Here is a 24977-nt window from a genome sequence, read left to right as displayed (position 1 = left end):
GCCATGACCGCACCCAGGCTGATGCTGCTCGACTCGGCGAGCCTCTACTTCCGTGCCTACTTCGGCGTGCCGGATTCCCTGAAGTCCCCCGACGGGCAGCCGGTGAACGCCGTGCGCGGCCTGCTGGACTTCATCACCCGGCTGGTCCAGGACCACCGCCCCGACCAGCTGGTCGCCTGCATGGACGCCGACTGGCGCCCGCAGTGGCGGGTGGATCTGATCCCCACGTACAAGACGCACCGGCTGGCCGCGGAGCCCTCCTTCGAGGGCGAGGAGGAGATCCCGGACACGCTGTCCCCCCAGGTGCCGGTGATCGAACAGGTGCTGGACGCCATCGGCCTGGCCCGGATCGGCTCGCCCGGCTACGAGGCGGACGACGTGATCGGCACCCTGGCCACCCGGGCCGGTGGCCCGGTGCAGATCGTCACCGGCGACCGGGACCTGTTCCAACTGGTCGACGACGCCCGGCAGGTGACCGTGCTCTACCCGGTCAAGGGCGTCGGCAACGCCCAGCTCATCGACGAGGCGGCGCTGCGCGAGAAGTACGGCGTGACCGGCTCGCAGTACGCCGACATGGCCGCCCTGCGCGGCGACCCGAGCGACGGCCTGCCCGGGGTGAAGGGCATCGGCGAGAAGACCGCCGCCCAGCTCATCCACGAGTACGGCGACCTGGCCGGCATCCGCGCCGCAGCCGCCGACCCCTTCTCCAAGCTCACCCCGGCCCGCCGTAAGAACCTCGTCGAAGGCAGTGCCTACCTCGACGTCGCCCCCACCGTCGTACGGGTCGCCACCGACACCCCGCTCCCCGACTTCGACCCCGCTCTCCCCCACGAACCCCTCGACCCCATGACCCTCGAAGCCCTCAACACCCGCTGGGGCCTCGGCACCTCCCTCACCCGCCTCCTCGAAACCCTGGCCCAGGTTGGCGAGCAGGCCTGAGGGGCCCCGCCCGGCCTCCGGCTACCCGGCGGCACCCGGTTTCGCAGGCGTCCTCGTCCCGGTCGGCCGGTGACTCGGCGGAAACTCCCTGACGGTGGCAGTGGCCGTGGGCTCGGGCAGTGGAGTGGTGGGGTCCGGGGGCGGGTCACTCGGCGGCTGTGCCTCGGAGCTGCTGGGAAGGGGTGAGGTCGGCTGCACGGTCGTCGTCGGGTGCGGGCTGCCTCCGCCCCCGTTCGCCGAGGGGCCGAGGAGGGCGCCCGCCACCTCGACCGCGCCGCCGCAGATGAGCAGCGCCACGGCCAGCACGGTCAGCCTGGCAGAGGCGCGCAGTGCCCGGGAACCCGTGGAACGCGGATCGGCAGTCATCATCAGTCCACGTATTCCTGGGCGACCTGAACGTACTCGAAGCCCTTGACGTCGGTGGCGATCTGCATCTGGCCGGTGTTCGACGAGGCGATCAGGGTGTTGAGCAGGCCGGAGATCGCTCCGCTCAGCGCCGACTCGGTGTCCGAACCGTCGGCGATGAACAGCGCCTTGGTCGCCACCTGTTCCAGCACGGAGCGCTGGGCGCCACCGAAGCCGTAGGCGATCACGTGCGGGTGGCGCGGCCAGCTCCGGTCCACCAGTTTGCGGAAGGAGTCCCGCCAGTTGGCGTCGGTGGGGCCGCCGTCGGTCAGGAAGAAGACCGTCGGACGCAGCACGCTGTAGTGCTGCGCCCGCAGGCCGCTGACGTCCTGTTCGATGCACTGCCGCAGCAGGTCGAAGGTCTTGCCGTAGTCCGTCCGGCCTCCGCAGATCACCTCCGGCATGCTCGGCACCTGCTCCATGTCCGACATCGGGATCACCACGTGTACGTCGGTGGAGAAGGCGACCACGCAGACCCGGGCGAACTCCGAGACGCGGGGATTCGTCGCCAGGTTGTAGTGCAGGCGCGAGAGGGTCGCGTTGAGCACTGTCTCGTGCGGCTTCATCGACGACGACGCGTCGATCACCACGTAGGTGGGCAGGCAGAGTGACACGGTGCACCTCTGAGCTAGTGGTTGGTGGCGATGATGATGATCAGGATCACGGCGATGACGAGCACCCAGATCCACCCGTCGTCCGAGCCGGTCGTGGAGTCCTGCTTCTCCGCGGTGCGCGTCGCCTGCTCCCGTACCGCCTTGGTGAACGCCGACTCGGGCCGCTCCACCGGGCCGGTGCTCGCGGGAACCGTGATCGGTACGGGCAGCGGGGGCAGGGCGGTGCGGGTCGGACGTGGCACGGGCCTGAGGTAGGGCCCGCTGTTCAGCGCCTGGTCCAACTGGGCGGCTGACGGCCGACGTTCGCGATCGGCCGCGAGCAGCATGTCCAGCAGTACCTCGGCGGCGGCGGGCTGTTCCCGCCAGGTGGCGGCGGCGACGGTGTGGAAGGCGTCCGCATCCCGATGGCCCGTCAGGCATTTGGCGATGAGCAGGGCGAGCCGGTAGCGGTCGGTGTACCGGTCCGCGTCGGTGCCCGGCGGCGTCAGCGGGTCGGCCCAGTTCGGCTGGTGAAGGTCGGGCATCTTCCCCGGCTGGCAGCCGTCGACGTCGATCAGGTAGACGGAACGCCGGTCCGGACTCCAGAAGGCGTTGGAGAACGACCAGTCCGAATAGACCAGGCCAAGACCTTCCAGGATCGCGGCGAGCTCCGTCAGTCGGCGGCAGGCGGCCAGCCGGCCCTCGAAGCCCGGGCCGGGCAGTCCGACGCGCCGGATCGACTCGTCGGACTTCGCCAGCCAGTCGATCTCCACGAACCGGCGCTCGCTGAACTTCCCACGCCGCAGCTCGGCCCGGTACTGATCCGGCGCCATCGGGATCACGCAGCCGACGGCCGGGTTGCCCGGCTGGTGGATCCGGGCGGCGGGCCAGCACGTGCCGGCGTACAGGGCCGCCCGGTCCGCCTCCGGCAGCGTGTCCGGTGCCGAGATCAACTGGTCGATCCGGTGGGCGTCCTCCGGCTGCATGTCCGGCCGGTAGAGCTTGGCCAGCCAGCCCGGATGGTCCGTCAGCGGCCGTACCGCGATGGCCTGGCCGTTGTGTTCGGAGATCGGTTCGGCGAACGGCCCGAGCTGACCGACACTCACGGTCCGAGGCAACGCCCAGCCCCTCGGATCGACCGCCGGGCCGCCGGGGACGAGTTCGGGATCGGTCATGCCCGGCCGCCGTTCCACACCACGACAGCGGTGCGGTCGTCCAGGCACTGCGGCGCGTCGAAGCCGACGTCGGCGGTGAACCGGGTGGCCGGGACCGGCAAGTGCCAGGCGTTCGCGAAGTACTGGTTGACGTTTCCCCCCGGGTCCGCCCACGCGTCGCCGATCCCGTCCGTGACCAGGGCGAGGGCAGCGCCGGGGGCCAGGGTGACCAAGCGGTCCACGGCCAGCTGCGGCGTGTCCGGCAGTCGCCCGGCGACCTCGTTCGAGACCACCTCGGCCACACGGTCCTTGGCCTCGCCGGCGGCGAACTGCCAGAGCGGGATGCCCGGGTCGAGCATCCAGGCCGAACTGTCGCCGAGCCACCCGACCCAGGCCTGCGACACGCCGTGCTCGTCCGGCGCGGCGATCACTGCGGTGATCAGCACGGTGGCCACCTGTGCGGTGCTGACGCCGCGTCCGGCCGCCTGCCCGGCGACCGATTCCGCGATCCGCCCGTACAGCCGCTTGACGTCGAGCCGGCCGAAGCCTCCGGCCTCGATCTGCTCGCGCAGCAGGGTGACGGCCTGGCTGGCGGCCGCAGTCGCTCCGGCGTCGGACCAGGCTGCGCTGGACAGGCCGTCGGCCACGGCCATGATCGCGTACCGGCTGTCCCGGCTCCGCCCGATCCGGTAGGAGTCCTGCCGCGGGTCAGCAGGCTGGCTGCAGCGGTGGCCGGGCCCGATGACGGAGGCCGCGCGGATGGTGAGGGCACCGACCACGGCTTCGTCGGCGGCGATCCCGTTCTGTACCGTGCGCTCCGGCAGCAGCCAGGGGTACCCCTGTGCACGGGCGCCTTCACCGAAGCGGGGAACACTCAGGTCGGTCGGCCGCTCGCGCAGGAACGGCCGGGGCCTCGCGGGCTGGGCCGCCGGCACCGCCGGTCCGGCGACGTAGCGGCAGGCCGGAACCGTCCCGTCGGGCCCGGGCTCCCGTTCGAGCCGGGCCGGCGGCCGGGCGGGAGCCGCGGCGGCCTCGGACCCCAGCGCCGCCGCCGTGCCGACGACACCCACAGCTGCGAGGGCGAGCGCATCGACCAGCCAGCCGTAGTGTCGGTGCGGCATGCTGACCTCGATAAAGGCCCCGATCACGACGGCCACCAGCAGCACCGCCCGCACCCCTGCGTCCATCAGGCCGTCTCGCCGGTCGTTGTCCCAGCTCACGGTCGTTCCCGGGGATCGCGGGCCTTCGGCCCGAAGGCGAAATGCTGGCTACCGTGCTGCACCGCGAACACCTCACCCGAATCGGTGGCGGAGTTGACCTGGACCGCGATGTCCGGCCGCTGCGCGGTCCGCAGCGATGCCAGGGCCATCACGTCCTGGGCGAGCTCCGGGTTCCGGTCGAGCAGCTGGAACAGCGCCTCGGTCCAGTAGTTCAGGACCGCGGTGTCGACCACTCCCCTCGTGGTGGTCGACTGCTGCTCCAGCGCGGCGGACAGCTCGCTACGGCGGCGGCTACGGGCCTGCGCAATGACGCCGCTGGTCAGCCGCTTCGCCTCCTGCCAGAGATCGGTGCCCATCGCGGAGACCAGCGCGACAGCGCCGCTCGCGGCCAGCGCGGCGAGTTCCTCGTTCATCGCTGCGTCAACTCCAGTCGTTGTGGCGGATGTACTGGTCACCACGGCCCACGGCGAAAACCGTGCCGTTCCCGGTGGCGTGGACGAGTTGCCCCACAGTCCGTGCCCCGGGGTCCGCAGGCGGCTCGCCGGAGCCGGATTCGCGTGCCCCGGCATCGCCGTGCGGCCCGACGGGGCTGCCCGGGTACCAGAGCCATGCCGGTGCGGCGTACTCCTTGACCCGGACCTCGGCCGCGGTGAAGGCGCCGCTCTCCAACCCGTCGTGGCCGTGCCCGACCGTCTCCTCGTAGACGTGCTGCGAGAGGACCGCGGCCACCGGGGTGCCGTCCGGACCGGCCAGGGCCGCGTGACGCAGCGGGGCCGAGTCGAGCAGCCGGGCGAGCGCCTCGAAGGGAGTACCCGAGACGGTGCCCTCCGGATCGAGCCGGACCTCCCCCGCGTGCACCGCGGCCCGTACCCGCAGCTGAGTACCCGGGCCGGCACGGCGGTTGTGCTCGCGGATCCGCTCGCTCAGCTCCGGCAGGAGCGGGAGGAGCAGTCTGGCCTTGGGCAGCCCGGCCGGAGCGACGAGCTGGCACCCGTCACCGGTGTCCGTGTACACGAACTCCCGCGGGTCCAGATCCGCGACGCCGAAGGCACCGGACAGCGCGGACCGCAGCACACTGCGGATCTCCTGCAGCCGCTGCTGCCCGCGACCTGCGGAACCCGCGATGTCGCACGCCAGCAAGGCTCGGTATTCGTACCTCGGGTTCACATTCCCTCCGCGATCTCGACGGGGGCCGGCAATTCGAAGATCGATTCGTCGTCGCACCGAATTCCCGGCGCCGACAAGATGATTGACGAGATCGTAGAGGAGGGGTCCTCGGGTAGAACGGCTACTAATACTGCTTGTCCGGCTTCAGCCGAACGAAGAACAGGAGTGCCTCCGATGAGCAACTCACGGGTGCGCAGGGCCGAGACGTACTGGCCGCCGACCGGGCTGCTCGGCCGGGTCGGCGAGGAGGACCGCCGAGTCCTGCTCGGTCTCGGCCACGGTGTGATCCACCCGGCCGGTCAGATCACCATCCGCGAGGCGGACACCTCGGACTTCGCGCTGCTCCTGACCGGCGGCACGGTGAAGGTCACCGCGCACGCGCAGGACGGCCGAGAGGCGCTGCTGGCCGTGCGGATGGCCGGGGACCTGGTCGGGGAGCTCGCCGGGATCGACGGTCAGCCGCGGATCGGCACCGTGACCGCCTGCGGCCGGGTGCTGGCCCGCTACATCCTGCGCTCCGAACTCCTGGACTGCACGAAGAAGCACCCTGCCATCGGACTCGCGCTCAACGCGAGCGTGGTGGCCAAGCTGCGCACGGCGACCGGCCGGATCGTCGACTTCACCGGGTGCGACGTACTCGGGCGGCTGGCCAGGATCCTGCACCACCTGGCCGTCAGCTACGGGCGTCCCGGCCGGAACGAGGCTCAACTCCCGCTGTCACAGCCGGAGATGGCCACGTTGGTCGGCGCGGCGGAGTCGTCGATCCACAAGGCGCTGCGGGCCTTGCGGGAGTCGGGCGCGGTCACGACGGGCTATCGGAGGATCACGATCCTCGATCTGGACCACCTCGCCCGGATCGCCGCCGCGGCCAGTTCGCCGGGAATCTCACCGAAGACGTAAAAGCATCGGGTTCGCACGCCGGGTCGGCTCCACCATGACCTAGTGCTGGGACCCGAGAGTTGGAAAGGGCAGGGGAAGCACATGCCAGAGAACAGCAGTGCTCCGGACGGTTCCGAGGGGATCCGGGTCGGCGACGTGTCCGGAACGGTGGTCGTCGGCAGCCACAACACCGTGAACAACCTGAACGTCACCGCCGAGTCCGGTGCGACCGTCACAGTGCACGCGGGGCCGCTGCCGCGACCGGTCAAGCGCCGGGCGATCTCACAGCTGCCCCGGTCCGTCGCCGACCCGCTGATCGGCCGGGAGCTGGACCTCCAGGTACTGCAACAGGCGCTCGAGAAGCGTCAGTTGGTGCAGATCTGGGGCGCGCCCGGGGTCGGCAAGAGCGCGCTGCTGCGCCACCTCGCGCGCACGATGCCGCGTGGGCCCGAGGGCGCGGCCTACATCGAAGCCGGCGGACGGACGGCGGACGACATCGCGCAGGCGATCTTCGACATCGGCTTCGACGCGCCGAACTACAAGCCGTCGCTGGAGGTCCTGAAGGAGCACCTGAAGACCCTGCGGCTGCGGATCTACCTGGACGACGCGGGACTCGACGAGAAGGACCTGCGCCGGCTCCTCGACATGGCCGAGCAGTCCACGTTCGTCTTCACCTCGCAGCAACGGTCCGTGGTGGCCGGCGTACACGCGATCCGGCTCGACGGGCTGACGGCTCCGGCGGGGGCGCACCTGGTGCAGACGGTACTGGCCCGCGGGCTGCGGCCCGACGAGACCCGGACCGTACAGGCGCTGTGCGACGCCGTGCACGGCAACCCGCTCCGGCTGCGGCGCATCGCCCTGTCCGCCGCGACGGGCAAGAGCCTGCCGGGCATCGCCGACCTCCCCGAACTGCTCCCCGCACTGCTGAACAGGCTCCGGCCGCCGGAGCGCGACCTGCTGCACCTGCTCGGCTCGCTGTCCGGCGCCGAGTTGGCCGCCCGGCAACTCGATGCCCTGCTCGGCCGATCGGACACCGACGCGCTCGCCGACGGCCTGGTGCGGCACGGCCTGCTGGTTGCCTCGGAGACCGGCTACGGATGTCCGCCGGACGTCGCCGGGTGCGTGCTGGAGAGCCGGATGACGGAGTTTCCCGCCGACCAACTCTGCCGGGTGCTCACCGCGTGGATCGAGGCGCCGGAGACCACCCCGGACGAGGTCGCGGCCCACTTCCGGGCCCTGGACGTTGCGGTGGTCCGGGCGGAGAAGAGCGGACAGGCGCAGCTCGGCGTGACGCTGGCCCGTGCCGCCTCGCCGAAACTGGCACTGTCCCGGCAGTTCGACGCATGGGGCAGCCTGCTCGGAGCCGGCTGGACCGCCGCGAAGAGCGCGGGAGACAGCGTCGGCGAGGAGTTCTTCCTGCGCGAGGCGCGCACCCGCCGCAAGGCGATCGGTCGGGCCGCACAGACGGCGGCCCTGGCGCTCGAGGCCGGTGTGCTCTGGCACGAACTCACCGTCCTGCAAGCGCATTCGGCGGCCCATCAGGTCGCCAACGCGGCGGTGACCACCCCACCGCCGGTACACACGTTCGTCCCGACGCACGTCACGGGCCACCTGCCGACCGCCGCGCACGCGCCCGCCACGGTGGTTCCCCCGCACGCACCGGTGGCGAAGCCGGTGGTCGACTTTTCGGGTGCCGGCCACCACTCGGCCGTCGCCAACCACCTGCCGGCCGGCGCACATGCACCGACACCGGCGCGGATCGACCTTTCGCAGGCGCACTCCTCCGTCGCCCAGCCGACGCCGACGCACGCCGTGAACACATCCACGCATGCGACGAGTTCGGGCCACGCGACACACGTCTCCGCCGCCCATCCGACGCACGCCGTGGGCACAACCGCGACGAGCTCGGGCCACACCGCGCTCACCGTCGCAGGTGCGGCAGGTGCCAAGGCCGGAGTGTCAGCACTCGCCCTCGCCTGCGCGTTCGGCTTCGTTGTCGTGCTGGGCGTGGGCGCCATGGTCTACGCAGACGACCAGTCGGCCTCGCCGCCAAGCGCCACATCGGTCCCCGTCCACCCGGTCGTCAAGACTTCGGGTCCGAGCCACTACACCTCGCCCACACCCACCGTTGACCCCGTGTGCGCGACCGTGATCCCGGACCTGGAACGAGAGATCCAGCGCTACAACACCGACCGCGCCACCGCGTCCAGCTCGCTCGACGCGTACAACGACGCCATGGGCGCCTACAACTCGGGCCGGACCTCCACTCCTCCCGGCGACGGCACTCTGAGGGCCAACATCAACACCGTCCTCAACGACCTGCGCTCCGTCGAGTCCACGTTGCGGGGAGGCAAATCGCGAGCCCGGGACAGCTCCGTGGCATCAGACCTCAACAGCATGCTGACCTCCGTTCAGCAGATGGAGAGCCAATATCGGTCGTATCAGAGCGATCCGGAAGGTTCCACGGTCGACACGTCGAGTCAGGCCTCGGCGATGAACTCGGCCGCAAACCGTCTGGAAGCCGACTGCGGTACCTGACCATCCCTCGGAGCAACCCGGAAAGGCCGACCATGCCTACGGAATCCACACCCAGCGACATCCACGCCGGGGACGTCTCCGGCACCTTCATCGTGGGCGACAACAACCGCGTGACGAACACGGCGCAGCGCCCCGAACAGCCGCAGTCCCAGCCACGCCAACAGAACTCGGCGGAGGACCGGGCAGCCGTCTTCGCGGTCGAGCACGGCACCATGCACGTGACCTACAACGCCGAGCCCGACGCAGAACGCTGAGAAACGCCGCCTGCCCCGGCGAACGATCCGCCGGGGCAGGCATCCTGACGTCCGCTCACTCCTGACCGGCCAGCAACTCCAGGTCCTGAGCACTCAGCGTCGCCGTCTTCAGCAGTTCCCTGACCAGGTTGACGCTGAGCATCGAGCCGACCGGCTCGCCGACCTCATCGCGCGTCAGTCCGCGTACGCCCCGCCGGCGCAGCCGTTCGCGCACGTCCTCGACCGCGTTCGCGACCGACTTGTAGCTCCAGGACTTGGTCGCGTAGACCGAGGCGTTGACCAGGCGAGCGGTGTCCTCCCAGGTCAGCGGGAGGGGGAAGGCGTCGTGGCCCTCCAGGTAGCGCCGGGCGAGCGCGGTGAGAACCAGCCGCTCCTGCGGGGAGAGCTCGTAGACCGTCTCGGGATCCACCGTCTCCGCACTGCTCGTGGAGCGGGGGTGCCGGTCGTCCTCGGCCACGACGCGGACCTCCACCAGGTGGGAGCGCTGCTTGGACGAGTTGATCACCAGCGGGGTGTACCCGGAGTCGATGATCCGCTTGTGGCCCGTGAGCATCAGCACGCCGTCGGGCAGTTCTATCGGGAGGTTGCCGGTGTTGATGAGCCACCAGTTCCCGTCCGTGCCCGTGCAGGTGAAGACGCCGTGCCGACGGCTGACGGTCGGGTCGTCGACACCGACCGGCACGTGCACGTCCTCGCGGTCGCGCCCGAACAGCAGCGTGTACCGGCGCAGCGGCACGGCGTACCCACCCTCCGGGCCGAGCACGAAGATCGTCCCGGGCGGCGCCGAGGGCACCCTGTCGGCAGGACTGCCCGGCGGCAGCATCTGGGGTGGGAAGTCTCCGTACGCCATCTCACATACCTCCGCCTCGGCTCGGGCCAGTGTAGGAACGTACTCCGAGGACCGGTCCTCACCCGGAACCCGGTCTCCGTCAACTGATGTTGCATGGGCATGACTTGATCGATAATCTGCCCGTCATGGAGCGCTATCGGCCGGGAACCTGCTGATGAGGGATAGCACGGTCGCCGAACCACTCGGTCCGGACGACCCGCAGGAGATCGGCAGCTTCACCATCATCGGCCTGCTCGGCACCGGTGGCATGGGCGAGGTCTACCTCGGGGCCTCGGACCGGGGCTACGCCGCCGTCAAGCGCGTCCGGCCCCGGCTGGTCTCCAGCGAGCGCTTCGAACGAGAGGTCGGCATCCTCTACCGGGTGCCGTTCGGGGTCGGGCCGAGGGTACTGGCGAGCGACGGCACCGCGGAACGCCCCTGGTTCGCCGCCGAGTACGTCCCCGGTCTCACGGTGGACGAGGCGGTCCGGCTGCGCGGCCCGCTGCCCGCCGAGGCGCTGTGGCTGCTGCTGGCCGAGGCAGCCGCTCAACTGCGGGCCGTGCACGCGTCCGAGATCGCGCACCGCGACATCAAGCCCGGCAACGTCATGCTGGTGCGCGACGGTGTGAAGCTGATCGACTTCGGCATCGCCCGCGCCGCGGACCAGGCGAGGCTCACCAGAAGCGGCGGCAGCTACGGTACCCAGGGGTTCTCGGCTCCGGAACAGCAGGCCGGGAACGAGGACGTGGCAGCGCCCGCGGACGTCTACGCGCTCGCGGCGCTCCTGCTCTATGCCGCCTCGGGTCGCACGCCCGGCGTCGTCCCCGATCTGGAACCGCTGCGCACCGTGGACGCCGACCTCGCCGCCGTCATCGAGCCCTGCCTCGCCACCGACCCCCGAGCACGCCCCACCGCCCACGAGATCGCCGCGGCGGCCCGCGGGCACCTGCCCGTTCCTCCCCCGTCGTGGCCGCCTGAGGTCGTGTCACGCATCGACGCACGACGCGCCTTCGCCGCGACGCCGGTCGGCAAGCTGGAGACCGTCCCGCCGCCGGACCTGGCCACGGACCCGAAGCCCGACGCCGGGGCCACGCCCCTCGGATCACCTCGCCGCCCGCGCACCCGCCTGCTCGTGTTACCGATCACCGCCGTGATCGCCCTCGGCGCCGTCGCGGCGTACGTCCTCAGCCAGTCCGGTTCCCCGCAGAACCGTCCCTCACAGTCGGCCGGCAGCACGTCGGCCACTGTCGAACCGACCGTCGGGACAACGCAGCGGCCCTCCGCGAGCCCTTCGGCGTCCCCCACGAGCGACCCCACCACCCCGGCCCCAGCCGGCTCGACGCAGCCGCTCCCCCCGAACCCGACTGCCTCGCCCTCCGTCACTGCCAAACCCACTCCCCCACCGAGCACAGCCACGGCCCCCGTCGTGACCGCCTCGTCGCCGCCGGCTGTCCCCAGCGTCACCTCGTCATCGATCAGCGGCGTCAACGGCGGCGACGACCCGGCGCAGGTCAAGGGCTCCGAGGCGGACACCAGTTGGTTCGGCAACGTCGCCGCCTGCTCCGCCTGGCTGGACGACAACGGCTCCGGCGCCCTCGCGGGCGTGCTGAACACCTCCCTGAACCAGTCCTGCGTCGCCGAGCTCAACCGCAGCGACGGCCTCAGCTACACCTTCCGCGCCTCCTGGGGCGCCGCGAAGACGAACTTCGTCCCGGACACCGGCACCACGATGTGGATCTGCGTCTGGAACGCGAGCGACCGGTCCAGCGAGCAGTGCTCCGCCCGCTTCGGCATGAACGGCACCACCCCGGTCCGCCGGTGAAGTGGTCGCGACCAGGAGGTCCACCGCATGACCATCGAGCTCCGCCACCACACCGACCTCACCGCGCAGGCCCGCCAGGACCTGCTGGACGTCTACGCGGAGGTCCGGGCACCCCTGCTGCACCTGGCCAACTACGGCGTCGAGGCGTTCGTCCGACGCCTCGAGCAGCTCGCCACCGAGCCCGGCTTCGAACTCGTCCTCGGCTACGACAGTGACGTACCGGTCGGGTACGCCTACGGCAACACCGTCGACGCCGCCGACCGGTACTGGAAGCGGATGGCCGAACCGCTGCCCGACGGCTGGACCGACGCCCCCGTGCTGGCCCTCAGGGAGATCGGCGTCCGCGCCCCCTGGCGGGGGACCGGCGCCGCCCGCCGCATTCACGACGGACTCCTCGCCCACCGCACCGAGGACCGCGTCACCCTCATGGTCAACCCGCTCGCCGGGGACGGCAAGGTCCAGGCCCTGTACGGGACTTGGGGTTACCAGGCTTTCAACAGCCAGCCGCCTTCGGCCGACTCGCCCCGGCTCACCGCCATGGTCCTCTCACGCTGATTCCGAGGTCGGGCCGAAGGCGTCGGCAAGGCTGGTCAGGACGGAGCCGGACCAGTGGCTCTCCCCGAACACGCTGACCGGCAGGGCCAGCAGGCTGTACTCGCGCCGGAGCGTCTCCGCCGGGATGTCCACCGGGAAGAAGTAGTTGCCGGGGCAGGTCCGGCTCGCCACCGGAATCGCCCCGAGCACCTCGTCCGGCAACCGTTCGAACAGCCGCTCGGCCCGTGCGGCCAGTTCACCGGCGACCTGCCGGGGCACGTCCCCGTGCTCGGTCAGCAGACGGTCGGCGAGCCTCAGTTGGTCCTGCGTCGGCGGATCCGCCCGGAACGCTTCGGCCAGTTCGGCCTGCGCCGGACCCAGCAGGACCACGCCGAACGTGCGTGGCCACAGCCACCCCTTGGTGACCGAGTGCAGCAGGACCGCACGGCCGGTGTCCAGCAGTCGCCGGGTGCCGGCCGCGAACGGGGCTCCCAGGTCGTAGACGCTGTCGATCAGCAGGTGGCGGCGCGGTGACTCCCGCAGCCACGAGATCAGCGCGTCGCACTCGGCATCGGAGAGGTACCGGCCGAGCGGCTTGCTGGGGTTGGCGAGCAGCAGGTACTCGGGCCGGTCGTCCGCCGGCGCCCCGGGGAGGACCGGCGTCGGCAGTGTCGGGTAGGACGCGGGCGCCAGGCCCGCAGCGCGAGCCAGCTCGAAGTAGACCGGGTAGACGTCGCTGGGCAGCCACAACCGCGCCTGCACGGTGCGCAGCCAGTCGAACACCACACCGAGCCCGTGCCGGACCCCTCGGCAGACCATGGTGTGGCGGGACCACTCCTCCGGCAGCTCGAACCGCCGCAGCCAGGCACGGGCGAGGTCGCACCGGTGCACCGTGCTCAGGCCGGCAGGCGGCTCCGGTCGCAGCGGCGCGAGCGCCCGGTACACGTTGGTCTCGGCAGCGTCCAACAGGACAGGGGTGGCGCTGAGTTGCCGCTGCCGGAAGTCCTGGAACTCGTCGAACCTCATACCGCTGCACCTGCCGGCACGATCTCGCTGGCCCGGTCCTCCAGGGAGGCGTAGCAGCGTCCGTCGGCCAGGACGTTCCAACTGCGGGCGATCCCGTTGGTCCGCTCCCAGAGCAGGCTGGGCTCGGTGTACGCGGCGATCCGGATCGGCCGGCCGGCCCAACTGCCGTGGTAGACCGGTGCGCCCCAGGGCAGGCGGCTCGCCAGTTCGAAGCCGTGCTGCTCGGCGAACCGCGTGACGACGGACAACGAGACCTGGCGCTCCCGGCTCCAGACGTTGGCGGCGCGGTCGAAGTAGAGCGACTCGGTGCTGGTGGAGACGTAGAGCTCCTTGAAGCAGACTTCCTCGACGCCGAGAGCCGCGGCCCAGGCAAGGTAGTCGGCGACGCCGGTCGCGTCGGCCACGCCGCCGTGCTGGAGCACGCAGATCAGTCTCATCCGCAGCCCCGGCCAGCGGTCGCGCTCCACCCGCCAGGTGTCGACCACCGAGCCCACCGGCGTATGCAGCATCATCAGCCGCTCGCTGACGGCCTCGTCCTGATGGTGCCGGGAGACCGCCAGCACGCTCAGGCCTGCGGCGCTCAGAGCAGCCAATCGGTCGGCCCGGTCGGCGTGCTGACCCTTCGCCAGGGTGTGCGCGTTGGTGATCAGGACGACCTTCGGGAAGGCCGCCGAGCAGGCGGAGACCAGCCGCAGCTGCTGGTCGAACGGTATGAGCGTGGGCTCCCCGCCGCCGGTGATCACTGCCCGCTCGGCACCCGCCGCACGGGCCCGCTCCAGCCAGTGGGTGACCGCGTCCCACGGGACCTTGGCCGGCGCCTGGTCGCTGGAGATCGAAGCCGCGGAGAAGCAGAACGAACACCGGGCCTGGCAGGCGGAGGCGACCGGCAGGACCGAGACCGTGCGCGGTCGCAGGTCGGCGTAGCCACGCTGCGCCGACCCTTGCAGGTGCAGGGAGGCCGCCATCGCGTCCTCGACGGTGGTCGGGCGCAGCGTGAACTCGTCGCCCGCCTGGTCGAGTTCGTGGACGGCTGACAGCCGGATGCGAGCCTCGTGCAGTTCCGCGCCGAGGCCGGTCGCCACGTTGGGCACCAACGTGGCGGGGTCCACCGTGGTCTCCAGCACCAGCAGTCGGTCGCCCGGAATGGCCAGCCGGTCCAGCAGGCGTCCCGCCTTGCCGATGCCGACACCCAGCTCCGCACGGGTCAGCAGGTGGAACCGGTCGGGAAAGGTACTCTCCGGAATCCCCGCCTTGCCGTAGGCGAACGCGTACTTGTCGAAGCCCTTCGCGAAGTTCGACAGCACGATGACGTGGAAGCGCTGATTCATCCCGTCATCATGCATGACCGGTCCTGTCGGCGATCAGGGCCCCACCCGGAGGCGATCCCGGGTGGGGCCCTGGTGTTGGGGAACGAGTCCGCTAACCGACCGAGCTGTACGCGATGATGCCGCGCCGCAGCGAGTCGACCGCCTTCCGAGCGGTGGACCGCAGCTTCGCGTCCTCGCCCGCCGCGTCCTGGATCTGGCCGAGCACGTCGATCAGCTGCTTGGTCCAGCGGACGAAGTCGCCGGCCGGGAGGTCGGCGTCGCGGAGCACCTGGTCGAGGTTGTGGCCGAGCGCCCAGCGGTAGGCGACCCAGGCGAAGCCGAGGTCGGGTTCGCGTTGGCCGACGCCCTCGGCCGTGTTGATCTTGTGCTGCTCCTCCAGGGCGTCCAGGTGGCCCCAGATCCGGATCATCCGGCCCAGCGCCTCCTTGCTCCCGCCCTCCGGCACCCGGGGTGCGGCCGCGTCGTCGGACTGCCGCGACTCGTACACCAACGCCGAGGCGCAGGCGGCCAGTTCGGGCGGGCTGAGCTCGGCCCAGACGCCCTCGCGGATGCACTCCGAGGCCAGCAGGTCGAGCTCGCCGTAGAGCCGGCCGAGGCGCTTGCCGTCCTCGGTGACGGTGTCGCCGCTGAGGTAGCCGAGGTCGGTGAGCAGGCCGCAGACCCGGTCGAAGGTGCGGGCGATGGTGTGGGTGCGGGAGCGCATCCGGCGCTCCAGCAGGTCGGTGTCGCGGTGCAGGCGGTGGTAGCGCTCGGACCAGCGGGCGTGGTCCTCGCGCTCGTCGCAGCCGTGGCAGGGGTGCTGGCGCAGCTCGGTGCGCAGCCGGGCGATCTCCGGGTCGTCGGCGGCGGCGGCCCGGCCCTTGCGGAACCGCTCCGGCTCCAGGTGGCCCGCCTTGGTGCGCAGGGCTGACGCCAGGTCACGGCGGGACTGCGGGCTGCGCGGGTTGAAGGACTTGGGGATCTTCACCCGGTCGACGGCGGTCACCGGGTACGGGAAGTCGATCATCGCGAGCCGCTTGACCTGCCGCTCGGCGGTGAGCACCACCGGGCGCGGGCCGTCCTGGTAGTCGGGGTGACGGACCGTCCGGGGCGAGCGGCTGACCGGCGGCAGGCCGGGGTCGAGCACCAGCGCGAGCCCGGCGAACTTGCCGGTCGGCACGTGGATCACGTCGCCCGGCTTGAGCGCCTCGATCGCCTCGATCGCGGCGGCCCGGCGCTGGCCGGTGCCCTCGCGGGCGAGGTCGTTCTCCCGCTCCTTGAGCGTCCGACGGAGGTTCATGTACTCGTCGAAGTCGCCGAGGTGACAGGTCATCGACTCGCGGTAGCCCGCGAGCCCGTCCTCGTTCTTCTGCACCTGGCGGGCGATGCCGACCACCGCGCGGTCGGCCTGGAACTGGGCGAACGAGGTCTCCAGCAGCTCGCGCGAGCGGTGCCGCCCGAACTGGCCGACCAGGTTGACCGCCATGTTGTACGAGGGGCGGAACGAGGAGCGCAGCGGGTACGTCCGGGTGCCGGCCAGGCCGGCCAGCGCCTCCGGGTCGATGCCGCGCTGCCAGAGCACCACGGCGTGGCCCTCGATGTCGATGCCGCGTCGGCCGGCCCGGCCGGTGAGCTGGGTGTACTCGCCGGGGGTGATGTCGGCGTGGGTCTCGCCGTTCCACTTGACCAGCTTCTCCATCACCACCGAGCGGGCGGGCATGTTGATGCCCAGCGCCAGCGTCTCGGTCGCGAAGACGGCCTTGACCAGCCCCTTCACGAAGAGCTCCTCGACCACCTCCTTGAACCGGGGCAGCATCCCGGCGTGGTGGGCGGCGATGCCGCGCTCGAGCCCGTCCAGCCACTCGAAGTAGCCGAGCACGTGCAGGTCCTCGTCGGGGATGTCGGCGCAGCGCTCCTCGACGATCGCGCGGACCGTCGCCCGGTCGGAGTCGCGGTTCAGCCGCAGCCCGGAGGTCAGGCACTGCTGGACGGCGGCCTCGCAGCCGGCCCGGCTGAAGATGAAGGTGATCGCGGGCAGCAGGCCCTCGGCGTCGAGGCGCTCGATCACGTCGACCCGGCCGGGCGTCCAGACCCGGTTCGGGCGGCCGGTGGGCATCGAGCGGCCCCGGCCGCGGCCGAACCGGTCGTCCCGCGAGCCGCGGTCGCCCTCGGAGCGGGCCAGCCGGACCAGCTCGGGGTTGACCGCCTTGGCCGGGTTGCGCGGGGCGTTCTTGGGTCGGCCGTCCACGTCCGGGTTGGCGAACAGGTCGTACATCCGGTTGCCCGCCATCACGTGCTGCCAGAGCGGCACGGGGCGGTGCTCGGAGACGATCACCTTGGTGCCGCCGCGCACGGTGTCCAGCCAGTCGCCGAACTCCTCGGCGTTGGAGACGGTGGCCGACAGCGAGGCCAGCACCACCGACTCGGGCAGGTGGATGATCACCTCTTCCCAGACCGCGCCGCGGAACCGGTCGGCCAGGTAGTGCACCTCGTCCATCACCACGTAGCCGAGGCCGTTCAGCGCGGAGGAGCCCGCGTAGAGCATGTTGCGCAGCACCTCGGTGGTCATCACGACCACCGGGGCGTCGCCGTTGACGCTGTTGTCACCGGTCAGCAGGCCGACCTTGTCGGCGCCGTAGCGCTTGACCAGGTCGCCGAACTTCTGGTTCGACAGTGCCTTGATCGGCGTGGTGTAGAAGCACTTCCGGCCGGACTGCAGGGCCAGGTGGACGGCGAACTCGCCGACGATGGTCTTGCCGGAGCCGGTCGGGGCGGCGATCAGCACACCCTCGCCGGCCTCCAGTGCGCGGCAGGCCTCCAGCTGGAACTCGTCCAGCTCGAAGTCGTACAGCTGCTGGAAGCCGTAGAGGATGGTGGCCTGCTCCTCGGCCCGGCGGCGGAAGGCCGCGTAGGCCTCGGCGGGGCTGAGCTCCTCGGTACCGGAGGTACCGGGGGTGCCGGAGGTCTCCGGGTGTTCGGGCATGGCGCTGTTCATCGGCGTCACCTCTTCTTCCCGTGGGACTGCTGGCTGCCGTGCCGGGGACCGGCCGGGCGGGACGGGGGCGCAGACGGCGACGCCTGCGGCTGCGGGGCCCGGACGGCGGTGGCCGATCCGGGGGCGCAGCGGCTGTGGTTGGTGTGGTGATCGAGCATCTCAGCCAGACATTACCCGCCTGGACCGACATCAACAGCACCGTTTTCGACCCGGTTGCGGAGCCGGTTGCAGAGCCGGGCGGATCGCCGGATGTCGACCTGTCGTCATACCGCCTTGCCGACCGGGATTTCGACACCGGGACGGTGGCCTGCCGGGTCCGTTCCCGGGCGGGGAGTGACCGGCGGTCAGCGTTTTGGGTCAGATTCTCAGTTGCAGAAGTCTTCATATCGCTGACGGACGATCACTTCCCGCTCTGCTTCGATCAACTCCGGGCAGATCGCCTGCGGACACCGTCGCACTTCCTACAGTCGTCACCACCGAGCCCGCCCTCCGATGCGGGCCTCGCCGACTGGAGGACCCCGATGGCCAATCTGGAGAGCGCACTCAAGGAAGCCATGACCATCGACGGCGCGATCGGCGTCGCCCTGGTCGACTACGACAGCGGGATGGCGCTCGGCACCCTCGGCGACAACGCCGAACTCGACCTCAACGTGGCGGCGGCGGGCAACACCGACCTGGTGCGGGCCAAGATGCGCACCATGCAGATGCTCAACCTGCACGACAACGAGATCGAGGACATGCTGATCACCCTCACCACCCAGTACCACCTGATCCGGCCGCTCACCATGCCGAACGGGCGCGGGCTGTTCCTCTACCTCGCGCTCAACCGGGCCCGGGCCAACATGGCGATGGCCCGGCACCAGCTCCGCCGGCTGGAGGCCACCCTTGAGCTCTGACCGGCGGGCGTCCGCCGGCGGAGGATCACGGGCATCCGGAAGAGGGGAGGGCTGCGGTGCCCCAGCTGTACCAGGCCAAGGCGGAGCTGTTCCGGATGCTCGGGCACCCGGTGCGGATCCGGGTGCTGGAGCTGCTCCAGATCGGGCCCACACCGGTCCGCGACCTGGTGGTCGCGCTGGACATCGAGCCGTCCAGCCTGTCCCAGCAGCTCGCCCAGCTCCGGCGGGCCGGTCTGGTCACCGCCTCCCGCGAGGGCTCGACCGTGGTCTACGCGCTGGCCGGCGGCGACGTCGCCGACCTGATGCGGGCCGCCCGGCGGATCCTCACCGAGCTGATCGCCGACCGGGGCGAGCTGCTCGCCGAGCTCCGCGCGGCCGACTGACGGCCGCTCGTCCGACGGCCCGTCAGGGGATGACCACCCGTCAGCGCCCGTCCAGCAGCTCCCCGATCCCGGCGGCCAGCGCGCGGTACTCCTCCGGCCGGTTGTAGATCTGCGCGCTGATCCGCAACACCCCGCCGCCGGACCACGGCCGGATCGCCACCCGGGTGGCCAGCCGCCGCCGGATGCCCACCATCAGCGCCTTCGCGGTGTGCTCGCTCTCCGCGCACCCCGGCGGCAGCCGGACCGCCCGCATCGCCAGCCCCGGCATCGCGGGCAACGCCCGCAGCCCGGCCCGCTCCACCAACTGCTGCTGCCCGTACGTGGCCAGGGCCTCGTTGTGCGCCCTGACCCGCTCGACCCCGAGCTGGTCCAGCAGTCCGAAGCCGGCCGGGGCGGCCAGCCAGGGCGTGTAGTCACAGGTGCCGCGCCACTCGACCCGGCCGGGGAAGCCCCGGTCGTGCTCCCAGGAGAACATCAGCGGCCGGATCCGGGAACGCCAGGCGCTGTGCACCGCGAGCACCGCCGTAGCCCTCGGTGTGAAGGCCCACTTGTGCAGGTTGCCGATCCAGAAGTCGGCACCGCCGGCCTGGTCGCCCAGGTCCACGGGCAGCATGCCGGGGGCGTGCGCGGCGTCCACCACGGTGGTCACGCCGCGCTCGGCCAGCGCGGCCAGCAGCACCGGGTCGGCGATCTGCCGGGCGGTCGGCGAGCTGACCAGGTCGAGTACGGCGACCTTGGTCCGCTCGTCCACCGCCGCCAGGATCCGTTCCCGGACCGCCTCCTGGTCGGGGGTGTGCACCGAGAGCCGGACGGTCCGCACCCGGGCGCCGCTCTCCGCCGCCCGGCGCTCGGCCGCCCTGGTCACCACGCCGTAGCCGTGGTCGGTGACCAGGATCTCCTCGCCCGCCTCCAGCGGCAGCGAGTCCAGCACCACCGCTATCCCCTCGGTGACGTTGGTGACCAGGGCGATCCGGTCGGGACGGGCGCCGAGCGCGGTGGCGACCCTGGCCCTGGCCCGGGCGATCCGGTCCGGCAGCTCCAGGAACCAGCCGTCCGGGTCCTGCTCCTGCTCGGCCCGCAGCCGGGCCTGCACCCGCTGGACCGGCAGCGGCACCGCGCCGTAACTGCCGTGGTTGAGGTGGGCCACGGCCGGGTCCAGCGTGAACAGGGTTCCTGCACCCGGTAGTTGGCGTGGTGGTTCGATGCTCATGCTGATCTCCCGCTGCCCGAAACACATAATGATGTGTGACATTTCACACTGCATACTTCTAGCCGAAATCCCCTGCTCACGGCAACCATCGGGCCGTGACCCATACCGATCCTTTCCTCGCCCTGAGCTCCCGGACCGGCCGCTTCAGCTACGGCGCACCCCGCGCCGTGACGCTCGCCGCCGACGGTTCCCGGCTGCTCTTCCTGCGTTCCACCGGCTCCGAGGACCCGGTCGAGCGGCTCTGGCTGCTCGACCTGGCCACCCGGCAGGAGCACCTGGTCGCCGACCCGGCCGTGCTGGCCCCGCACCGCACCGGCGACCCCGCCGACCTGCCCACCCTGGAGCGCCGCCTGCGCGAGCGGCTCCGGCTCTGGGCCCCCGGCATCGGCTCCTTCGCCGCCACCGCCGACCTCGCGGTCGCCGTCTTCGCGCTGGACGGCCGGCTGTTCCGGACCACCGTGGCCACCGGATCCAGCACCGAACTCCCGGTCGCCGGACCGGCCTTCGACCCCCGGCCGAACACCGACGGCAGCCTGGTCGCGTACGTCACCGGCGGCGCGCTGCACCTGACCGACCGGGCCGAGCCGCTCAGCCCGGCCGACGGTGCGGTCTGGGGTGTCGCCGAGTTCGCCGCCGCCGAGGAGCTCGGCCGCACCCGGGGCCACTGGTGGTCCCCGGACGGCCGCGCGCTGCTGGCCGCCCGGATCGACGAATCCGCCCTGCCGCTGCGCTGGTTCGCCGACCCGGCCCGCCCCGAGCTGGCCGCCGAGAGCTTCGCCTACCCGCAGGCGGGCGGCCCGAACGTGGACCTCCAGCTCTGGGTGCTCGGCCTCGACGGCGGCCGGGTCCGGCTGGCGTGGGACACCGACGCGTTCCCGTACGTCTGCGCGGCCGGCTGGGAGGGCGACGGCGAGCTGCTGCTCACCGTGGCCGACCGGCTCCAGCAGACCGTACTGCTGCTCAGCGCCGACCCGGCCACCGGCCGGACCCGTGAACTCTCCCGCACCGTGGACGAGTTCTGGGTGGACGACCTGCCCGGCACCCCGGCCAGGCTGGACGACGGCCGGCTGCTCACCGCCGCCGACACGACCGACGGCGACGCCCGGGGTGTCGCCCTGGACGGGAAGATCCTCACCGACGAGCGGACCCAGGTCCGCCGGGTGGTCGGCCGGCTGCGCGGACAGCTGCTGGTCGAGGCCGGCCAGGACGACCCGGCCGACCAGCACGTCTTCCTGTTGAACCCGGACAGCGGCGCGCTCCTCCGGCTCAGCGAGGGCACCGGCGTGCACTCCGCCGTGGCGGCCGGGGAGACCCTGCTGCTCACCTCCGCCACCCCGGCCGGCATCGAGCGGAAGGTCCACTTCCAGGGCACCGCCTTCACCCTGCCTGACCTGGCCGCCCCGCTCCCCCACCAGGTCACCCCGCAGCTCGCCCGGGTCACCGAACTGGGCCTGCCCACCGCCGTGGTCTACCCGCGCGGCCATGTCACGGGCCGTCAACTCCCGGTGCTGCTCGACGTGTACGGCGGCCCCGGCTACCAGGCCGTGGCCAACGAGCCGCGCCGCTGGCAGGCCCGCCAGTGGTGGGCCGACCAGGGCTTCGCCGTGGTCACCACCGACAACCGGGGCACCCCGTTCGTCTCGCCGTCCTTCAGCCGGGCGATCTTCCGCCGGTTCTCCGCCGTCGCCCTGGACGACCAGATCGCCGCCCTGCAGGCGCTGGCCGACACCCACCGCGATCTCGACCTGACCCGGGTCGGCGTCCGGGGCTGGTCCTACGGCGGCTACTTCGCCGCCCTCGCGGTGCTCCGCCGCCCGGACGTCTTCCACGCCGGCTGCGCGGGCGCCCCGCCCACCGACTTCCGGCTCTACGACACCGCCTACACCGAGCGCTACCTCGGCCTCCCGCAGGACAACCCGGAGGGCTACACCGCCGACTGCCTGATCCCCGACGCCCCGGCACTGACCAGGCCGCTGCTGCTCATCCACGGGCTGGCCGACGACAACGTGCACCCCTCGCACACCCTGCTGCTCTCGCAGGCCCTCACCAAGGCCCGCCGGCCGCACTCCGTGCTCCCGCTGCCCGCGGTCAGCCACATGACCCCGAACGGCGTCAACGAACTCGTCGCCGAGGCCGAACTGGCCTTCCTGCGCAGCTCGCTGGGCTGACTCTCCGGGGCCGGTCCCCACACCCCACGGCCCGATGTCCGCCCCCGACGTCGGGTCGTGGTCTTCGGCTGCCCCGACGCGGGCGGCGGCGGGAAGGACGGTCGGTGGACGCATGAGATCCGCTTGTACCCAGGGCTTCCATGTGATGGATGACATGTGAAATATTACCCTCGCTCACCCGACCATCCTCGTCCGGAAAGGACCGGTCAATTGCGCAGACTGTCCGCAGCCGTCACGGCTGCGCTGACCACCAGTGCGATAGCCGCCACTCTGCTGAGTGGCAACGCCTACGCCGCCCCCGAGCCCGCCGCCGCGCCGCAGTCCCTGGACGCCCCGGCTGAGGCTCTGGTGGGCCCGGAGGGCAAGGAGGCCCCCGAGGGGCCGCTGGCGCCGCAGGAGCTGACCCGGCAGGCCCTCCGCACCAAGGCGCTGGAGCAGCTCAACCAGGGTTCGCTGGCCAAGACTTCGGCGGGCACCGCGCCCAAGAAGGTCAAGATCGGCAACGAGTACGTCCAGCTCGCCCAGGAGCGCAAGGACAAGGTCTTCGTGATCCTTGCCCAGTTCGGCGACCAGGTCGACAACTCGACGCTCTACAACGGCGCTCCGCGCTACGCGGGCACCCCCGGGCCGCAGCACAACGCGATACCGCAGCCCGACAGCAGCGACACCCACACCTTCTGGAAGGGCGACTTCAGTCGCGCCTACTACCAGCAGATGTTCTTCGACGACCAGGCCGGCGCCAACTCGATGCGGAACTTCTACCGCACCCAGTCCTCCGGCCGGTACGACCTCGACGGCACCGTCACCGACTGGGTGACCCTGCCGTACAACGAGGCGCGCTACGGCAGCAACAAGGGTCCGCAGGGCAACGGTGCCTGGACCCAGGCGCAGGAGTTCATCCGGGACGCCACCAAGGCCTGGTACGACGGCGAGCTGGCCAAGGGCCGGACCGCCGCCGACGTCAAGGCCGAGATCAAGCAGTACGACGTGCACGACCGCTACGACTTCGACAAGGACGGGAACTTCGAGGAGCCGGACGGCTACATCGACAACCTGGTCGTCGTGCATGCGGGCGTGGACGAGACCTGGGGCGGCGGCGCCCAAGGCGGCGACGCCATGTGGGCGCACCGCAGTTGGGCCCTGCCGGACCCGACAGGCCAGGTCGGCCCGGCCGGCAACAAGATCGGCGGTGCGCCGGTCGGCGACACCGGCGTCTTCGCCTACGACTACGTGCAGGGCGGCGAGAACAGCGGCGTCGGCCTGTTCTCCCACGAGTACGGCCACAACCTCGGCCTGCCGGACCTCTACCCGACCAGTGGCGGCGACAACAGCGTCAGCTTCTGGTCGCTGATGTCCTCGGCCTCGTACCTGGGCCGGGGCAAGAACACCACGGGTGAGTACCCGGGTGACCTGGACGCCTGGAGCAAGCTGCAGTTCGGCTGGCTCAACTACGACGAGGCGCAGGCCGCGACCCGGTCCAGCCACGCGCTCGGCGTCAGCGGCTACAACACCGACCAGGCCCAGGCCGTACTGGTGCACCTGCCGCCGACCACCAAGACCACCACGCTGGCCGACCCCTTCGAGGGTGGCTCGCAGTGGTACAGCGGCACCGGTGACTACCTGGACAACTCGCTGACCCGGACGGTGGACCTGACCGGTCGCACCTCCTCGGCGGCGATCTCGGCGGCCACCTGGTACGACATCGAGCAGGACTACGACTTCCTATCGGTCGAGGCCAGCACCGACAACGGCAAGAACTGGAAGGCCCTGGGCGGCACGGTGGACGGTGCGCCGATCGGCAACACCACCGCCAACACCCCCGGCCTGAGCGGCACTTCGAACGCCTGGCGGCAGCTGAACATCCCGCTGGACGCCTACCTCGGCCAGACCGTGCAGCTGCGCTTCCACGTCACCTCGGACAGCAACACGCACGGCAAGGGCGTACTGCTCGACGCGGTCAAGATCACCGCCGACGGCGCCACCCTGCTCGAGGACGGCGCGGAGAACGGCAACCAGGGCTGGGTGCTGAACGGCTTCGCCCCGCTCAAGGGCAAGGACTCCGTCAAGGAGCACCCGCGGGCGTACCTGGTGGAGAACCGCCGCTACGTCGGCTACGGCGCCTACCTGAAGACCGGCCCGTACAACTTCGGTTACGGCGGCGTCGAGGGCAAGGCCGGCGTGATCGACAACTACCCGTACCAGGAGGGTGTGCTGATCTGGCTCTGGGACACCAGCTACCTGGACAACAACACCAAGGAGCACCTGGGCGGCGGCATGATCCTGCCGATCGACTCCCGCCCGCAGGCGATGAAGTTCAAGGGTGGTGTGCTGGTCAACGGCCGTGCGCAGAGCCACGACGCGACCTTCTCGCTCAACCCCACCTCGGCGTTCACCCTGCACAGCGCGGGCGTGGCGACCAAGTTCCCGTCGAAGCCCGGCATCCCGGTCTTCAACGACCGCACCGGGGTCTACGCGGACCCGGCCATCCCGCAGCTGGGCGTGGCCGTCCCGAACACCAACACCAAGATCGAGGTCGTTCGGGAGACCCAGGGCGGCAAGCTGACCACCATCAAGGTCGGCCCCGCCTCCTGATCCACCGTCACCAACCGAGCCCCGGCCCGCGCAACCCCTGCGGGCCGGGGCTCCGGCGTGTCCGGG

At 71.3% G+C, this 24977-nt stretch carries 20 protein-coding genes; 10 read left to right on the top strand and 10 right to left on the bottom strand.

What is annotated here, in order from left to right; genetic code table 11:
- Positions 1-3: 3 nt before the first annotated feature.
- Positions 4-939, top strand: coding sequence for a 5'-3' exonuclease (locus ACXJMZ_RS22460; RefSeq protein WP_457031854.1), 936 nt, complete (start codon positions 4-6; stop codon positions 937-939).
- A 368-nt stretch (positions 940-1307) separates the two neighbouring features.
- On the opposite strand, the gene ACXJMZ_RS22455 is transcribed toward ACXJMZ_RS22460, so the two are convergent.
- From ACXJMZ_RS22455 to ACXJMZ_RS22435, 5 genes are all read right to left on the bottom strand, one after another.
- Complete coding sequence (locus ACXJMZ_RS22455; protein WP_057228348.1) at positions 1308-1958, bottom strand: vWA domain-containing protein; 651 nt, start codon at positions 1956-1958, stop codon at positions 1308-1310.
- 14 nt (positions 1959-1972) lie between these two features.
- Complete coding sequence (locus ACXJMZ_RS22450) at positions 1973-3043, bottom strand: hypothetical protein (protein ID WP_457031853.1); 1071 nt, start codon at positions 3041-3043, stop codon at positions 1973-1975.
- 65 nt (positions 3044-3108) lie between these two features.
- The gene (locus ACXJMZ_RS22445; protein ID WP_457031852.1) at positions 3109-4311 is read right to left on the bottom strand and encodes a protein phosphatase 2C domain-containing protein; all 1203 of its coding nucleotides are present in this window, start codon (positions 4309-4311) and stop codon (positions 3109-3111) included.
- Positions 4308-4724: a hypothetical protein gene (locus ACXJMZ_RS22440; protein ID WP_457031851.1), complete on the bottom strand. Its 417-nt coding sequence runs from the start codon at positions 4722-4724 to the stop codon at positions 4308-4310. Before ACXJMZ_RS22440 ends, ACXJMZ_RS22445 begins: the two co-directional genes overlap by 4 nt.
- A gap of 7 nt (positions 4725-4731) precedes the next feature.
- Positions 4732-5451: a hypothetical protein gene (locus ACXJMZ_RS22435; RefSeq protein WP_457031850.1), complete on the bottom strand. Its 720-nt coding sequence runs from the start codon at positions 5449-5451 to the stop codon at positions 4732-4734.
- 201 nt (positions 5452-5652) lie between these two features.
- Between ACXJMZ_RS22435 and ACXJMZ_RS22430 the strand changes: the two genes are divergently transcribed.
- From ACXJMZ_RS22430 to ACXJMZ_RS22420, 3 genes are all read left to right on the top strand, one after another.
- The gene (locus tag ACXJMZ_RS22430) at positions 5653-6378 is read left to right on the top strand and encodes a Crp/Fnr family transcriptional regulator (protein ID WP_457031849.1); all 726 of its coding nucleotides are present in this window, start codon (positions 5653-5655) and stop codon (positions 6376-6378) included.
- Between the two features lie 81 nt (positions 6379-6459).
- Positions 6460-8895 (top strand): hypothetical protein, encoded by a 2436-nt coding sequence (locus tag ACXJMZ_RS22425; protein ID WP_457031848.1) that lies wholly within the window; start codon positions 6460-6462, stop codon positions 8893-8895.
- A 32-nt stretch (positions 8896-8927) separates the two neighbouring features.
- Entirely contained in the window at positions 8928-9149 is a 222-nt protein-coding gene (locus ACXJMZ_RS22420; protein ID WP_457031847.1) for a hypothetical protein, read from the top strand.
- 55 nt (positions 9150-9204) lie between these two features.
- Here the strand turns inward: ACXJMZ_RS22420 and ACXJMZ_RS22415 are convergent, their stop codons facing one another.
- Positions 9205-9999 (bottom strand): FHA domain-containing protein, encoded by a 795-nt coding sequence (locus ACXJMZ_RS22415; protein WP_457031846.1) that lies wholly within the window; start codon positions 9997-9999, stop codon positions 9205-9207.
- A gap of 154 nt (positions 10000-10153) precedes the next feature.
- Between ACXJMZ_RS22415 and ACXJMZ_RS22410 the strand changes: the two genes are divergently transcribed.
- Positions 10154-11800, top strand: a complete 1647-nt coding sequence (locus ACXJMZ_RS22410; RefSeq protein ID WP_457031845.1) for a serine/threonine protein kinase — start codon at positions 10154-10156, stop codon at positions 11798-11800.
- Between the two features lie 27 nt (positions 11801-11827).
- The gene (locus tag ACXJMZ_RS22405; protein WP_457031844.1) at positions 11828-12355 is read left to right on the top strand and encodes a GNAT family N-acetyltransferase; all 528 of its coding nucleotides are present in this window, start codon (positions 11828-11830) and stop codon (positions 12353-12355) included.
- Here ACXJMZ_RS22405 and ACXJMZ_RS22400 read toward each other — a convergent pair.
- From ACXJMZ_RS22400 to ACXJMZ_RS22390, 3 genes are all read right to left on the bottom strand, one after another.
- Positions 12347-13360 carry an aminotransferase class I/II-fold pyridoxal phosphate-dependent enzyme gene (locus ACXJMZ_RS22400; protein WP_457031843.1) on the bottom strand — a complete coding sequence of 338 codons (1014 nt, stop codon included), beginning with the start codon at positions 13358-13360 and terminating at the stop codon, positions 12347-12349. The genes ACXJMZ_RS22405 and ACXJMZ_RS22400 overlap by 9 nt on opposite strands.
- Entirely contained in the window at positions 13357-14688 is a 1332-nt protein-coding gene (locus tag ACXJMZ_RS22395; protein ID WP_457031842.1) for a radical SAM protein, read from the bottom strand. Before ACXJMZ_RS22395 ends, ACXJMZ_RS22400 begins: the two co-directional genes overlap by 4 nt.
- Positions 14689-14779: 91 nt before the next feature.
- On the bottom strand, positions 14780-17662 hold the full coding sequence (locus ACXJMZ_RS22390; protein WP_457031841.1) for a DEAD/DEAH box helicase: 2883 nt from the start codon (positions 17660-17662) through the stop codon (positions 14780-14782).
- 521 nt (positions 17663-18183) lie between these two features.
- Between ACXJMZ_RS22390 and ACXJMZ_RS22385 the strand changes: the two genes are divergently transcribed.
- On the top strand, positions 18184-18558 hold the full coding sequence (locus ACXJMZ_RS22385) for a hypothetical protein (RefSeq protein ID WP_457031840.1): 375 nt from the start codon (positions 18184-18186) through the stop codon (positions 18556-18558).
- Positions 18559-18614: 56 nt separating this feature from the next.
- Complete coding sequence (locus tag ACXJMZ_RS22380) at positions 18615-18941, top strand: ArsR/SmtB family transcription factor (RefSeq protein ID WP_457031839.1); 327 nt, start codon at positions 18615-18617, stop codon at positions 18939-18941.
- A gap of 40 nt (positions 18942-18981) precedes the next feature.
- Here ACXJMZ_RS22380 and ACXJMZ_RS22375 read toward each other — a convergent pair whose 3' ends face one another.
- Entirely contained in the window at positions 18982-20151 is a 1170-nt protein-coding gene (locus ACXJMZ_RS22375) for an aminotransferase class V-fold PLP-dependent enzyme (RefSeq protein ID WP_457031838.1), read from the bottom strand.
- Between the two features lie 95 nt (positions 20152-20246).
- Between ACXJMZ_RS22375 and ACXJMZ_RS22370 the strand changes: the two genes are divergently transcribed.
- A complete protein-coding gene (locus ACXJMZ_RS22370) occupies positions 20247-22319 on the top strand; it encodes a prolyl oligopeptidase family serine peptidase (protein ID WP_457031837.1) in 2073 nt (690 codons plus the stop codon).
- 210 nt (positions 22320-22529) lie between these two features.
- Positions 22530-24911, top strand: a complete 2382-nt coding sequence (locus tag ACXJMZ_RS22365; RefSeq protein ID WP_457031836.1) for an immune inhibitor A domain-containing protein — start codon at positions 22530-22532, stop codon at positions 24909-24911.
- Positions 24912-24977 lie beyond the last annotated feature (66 nt).

The organism is Kitasatospora sp. P5_F3 (assembly GCF_054049135.1).
This window is presented reverse-complemented; position numbering and strand designations above follow the sequence as displayed.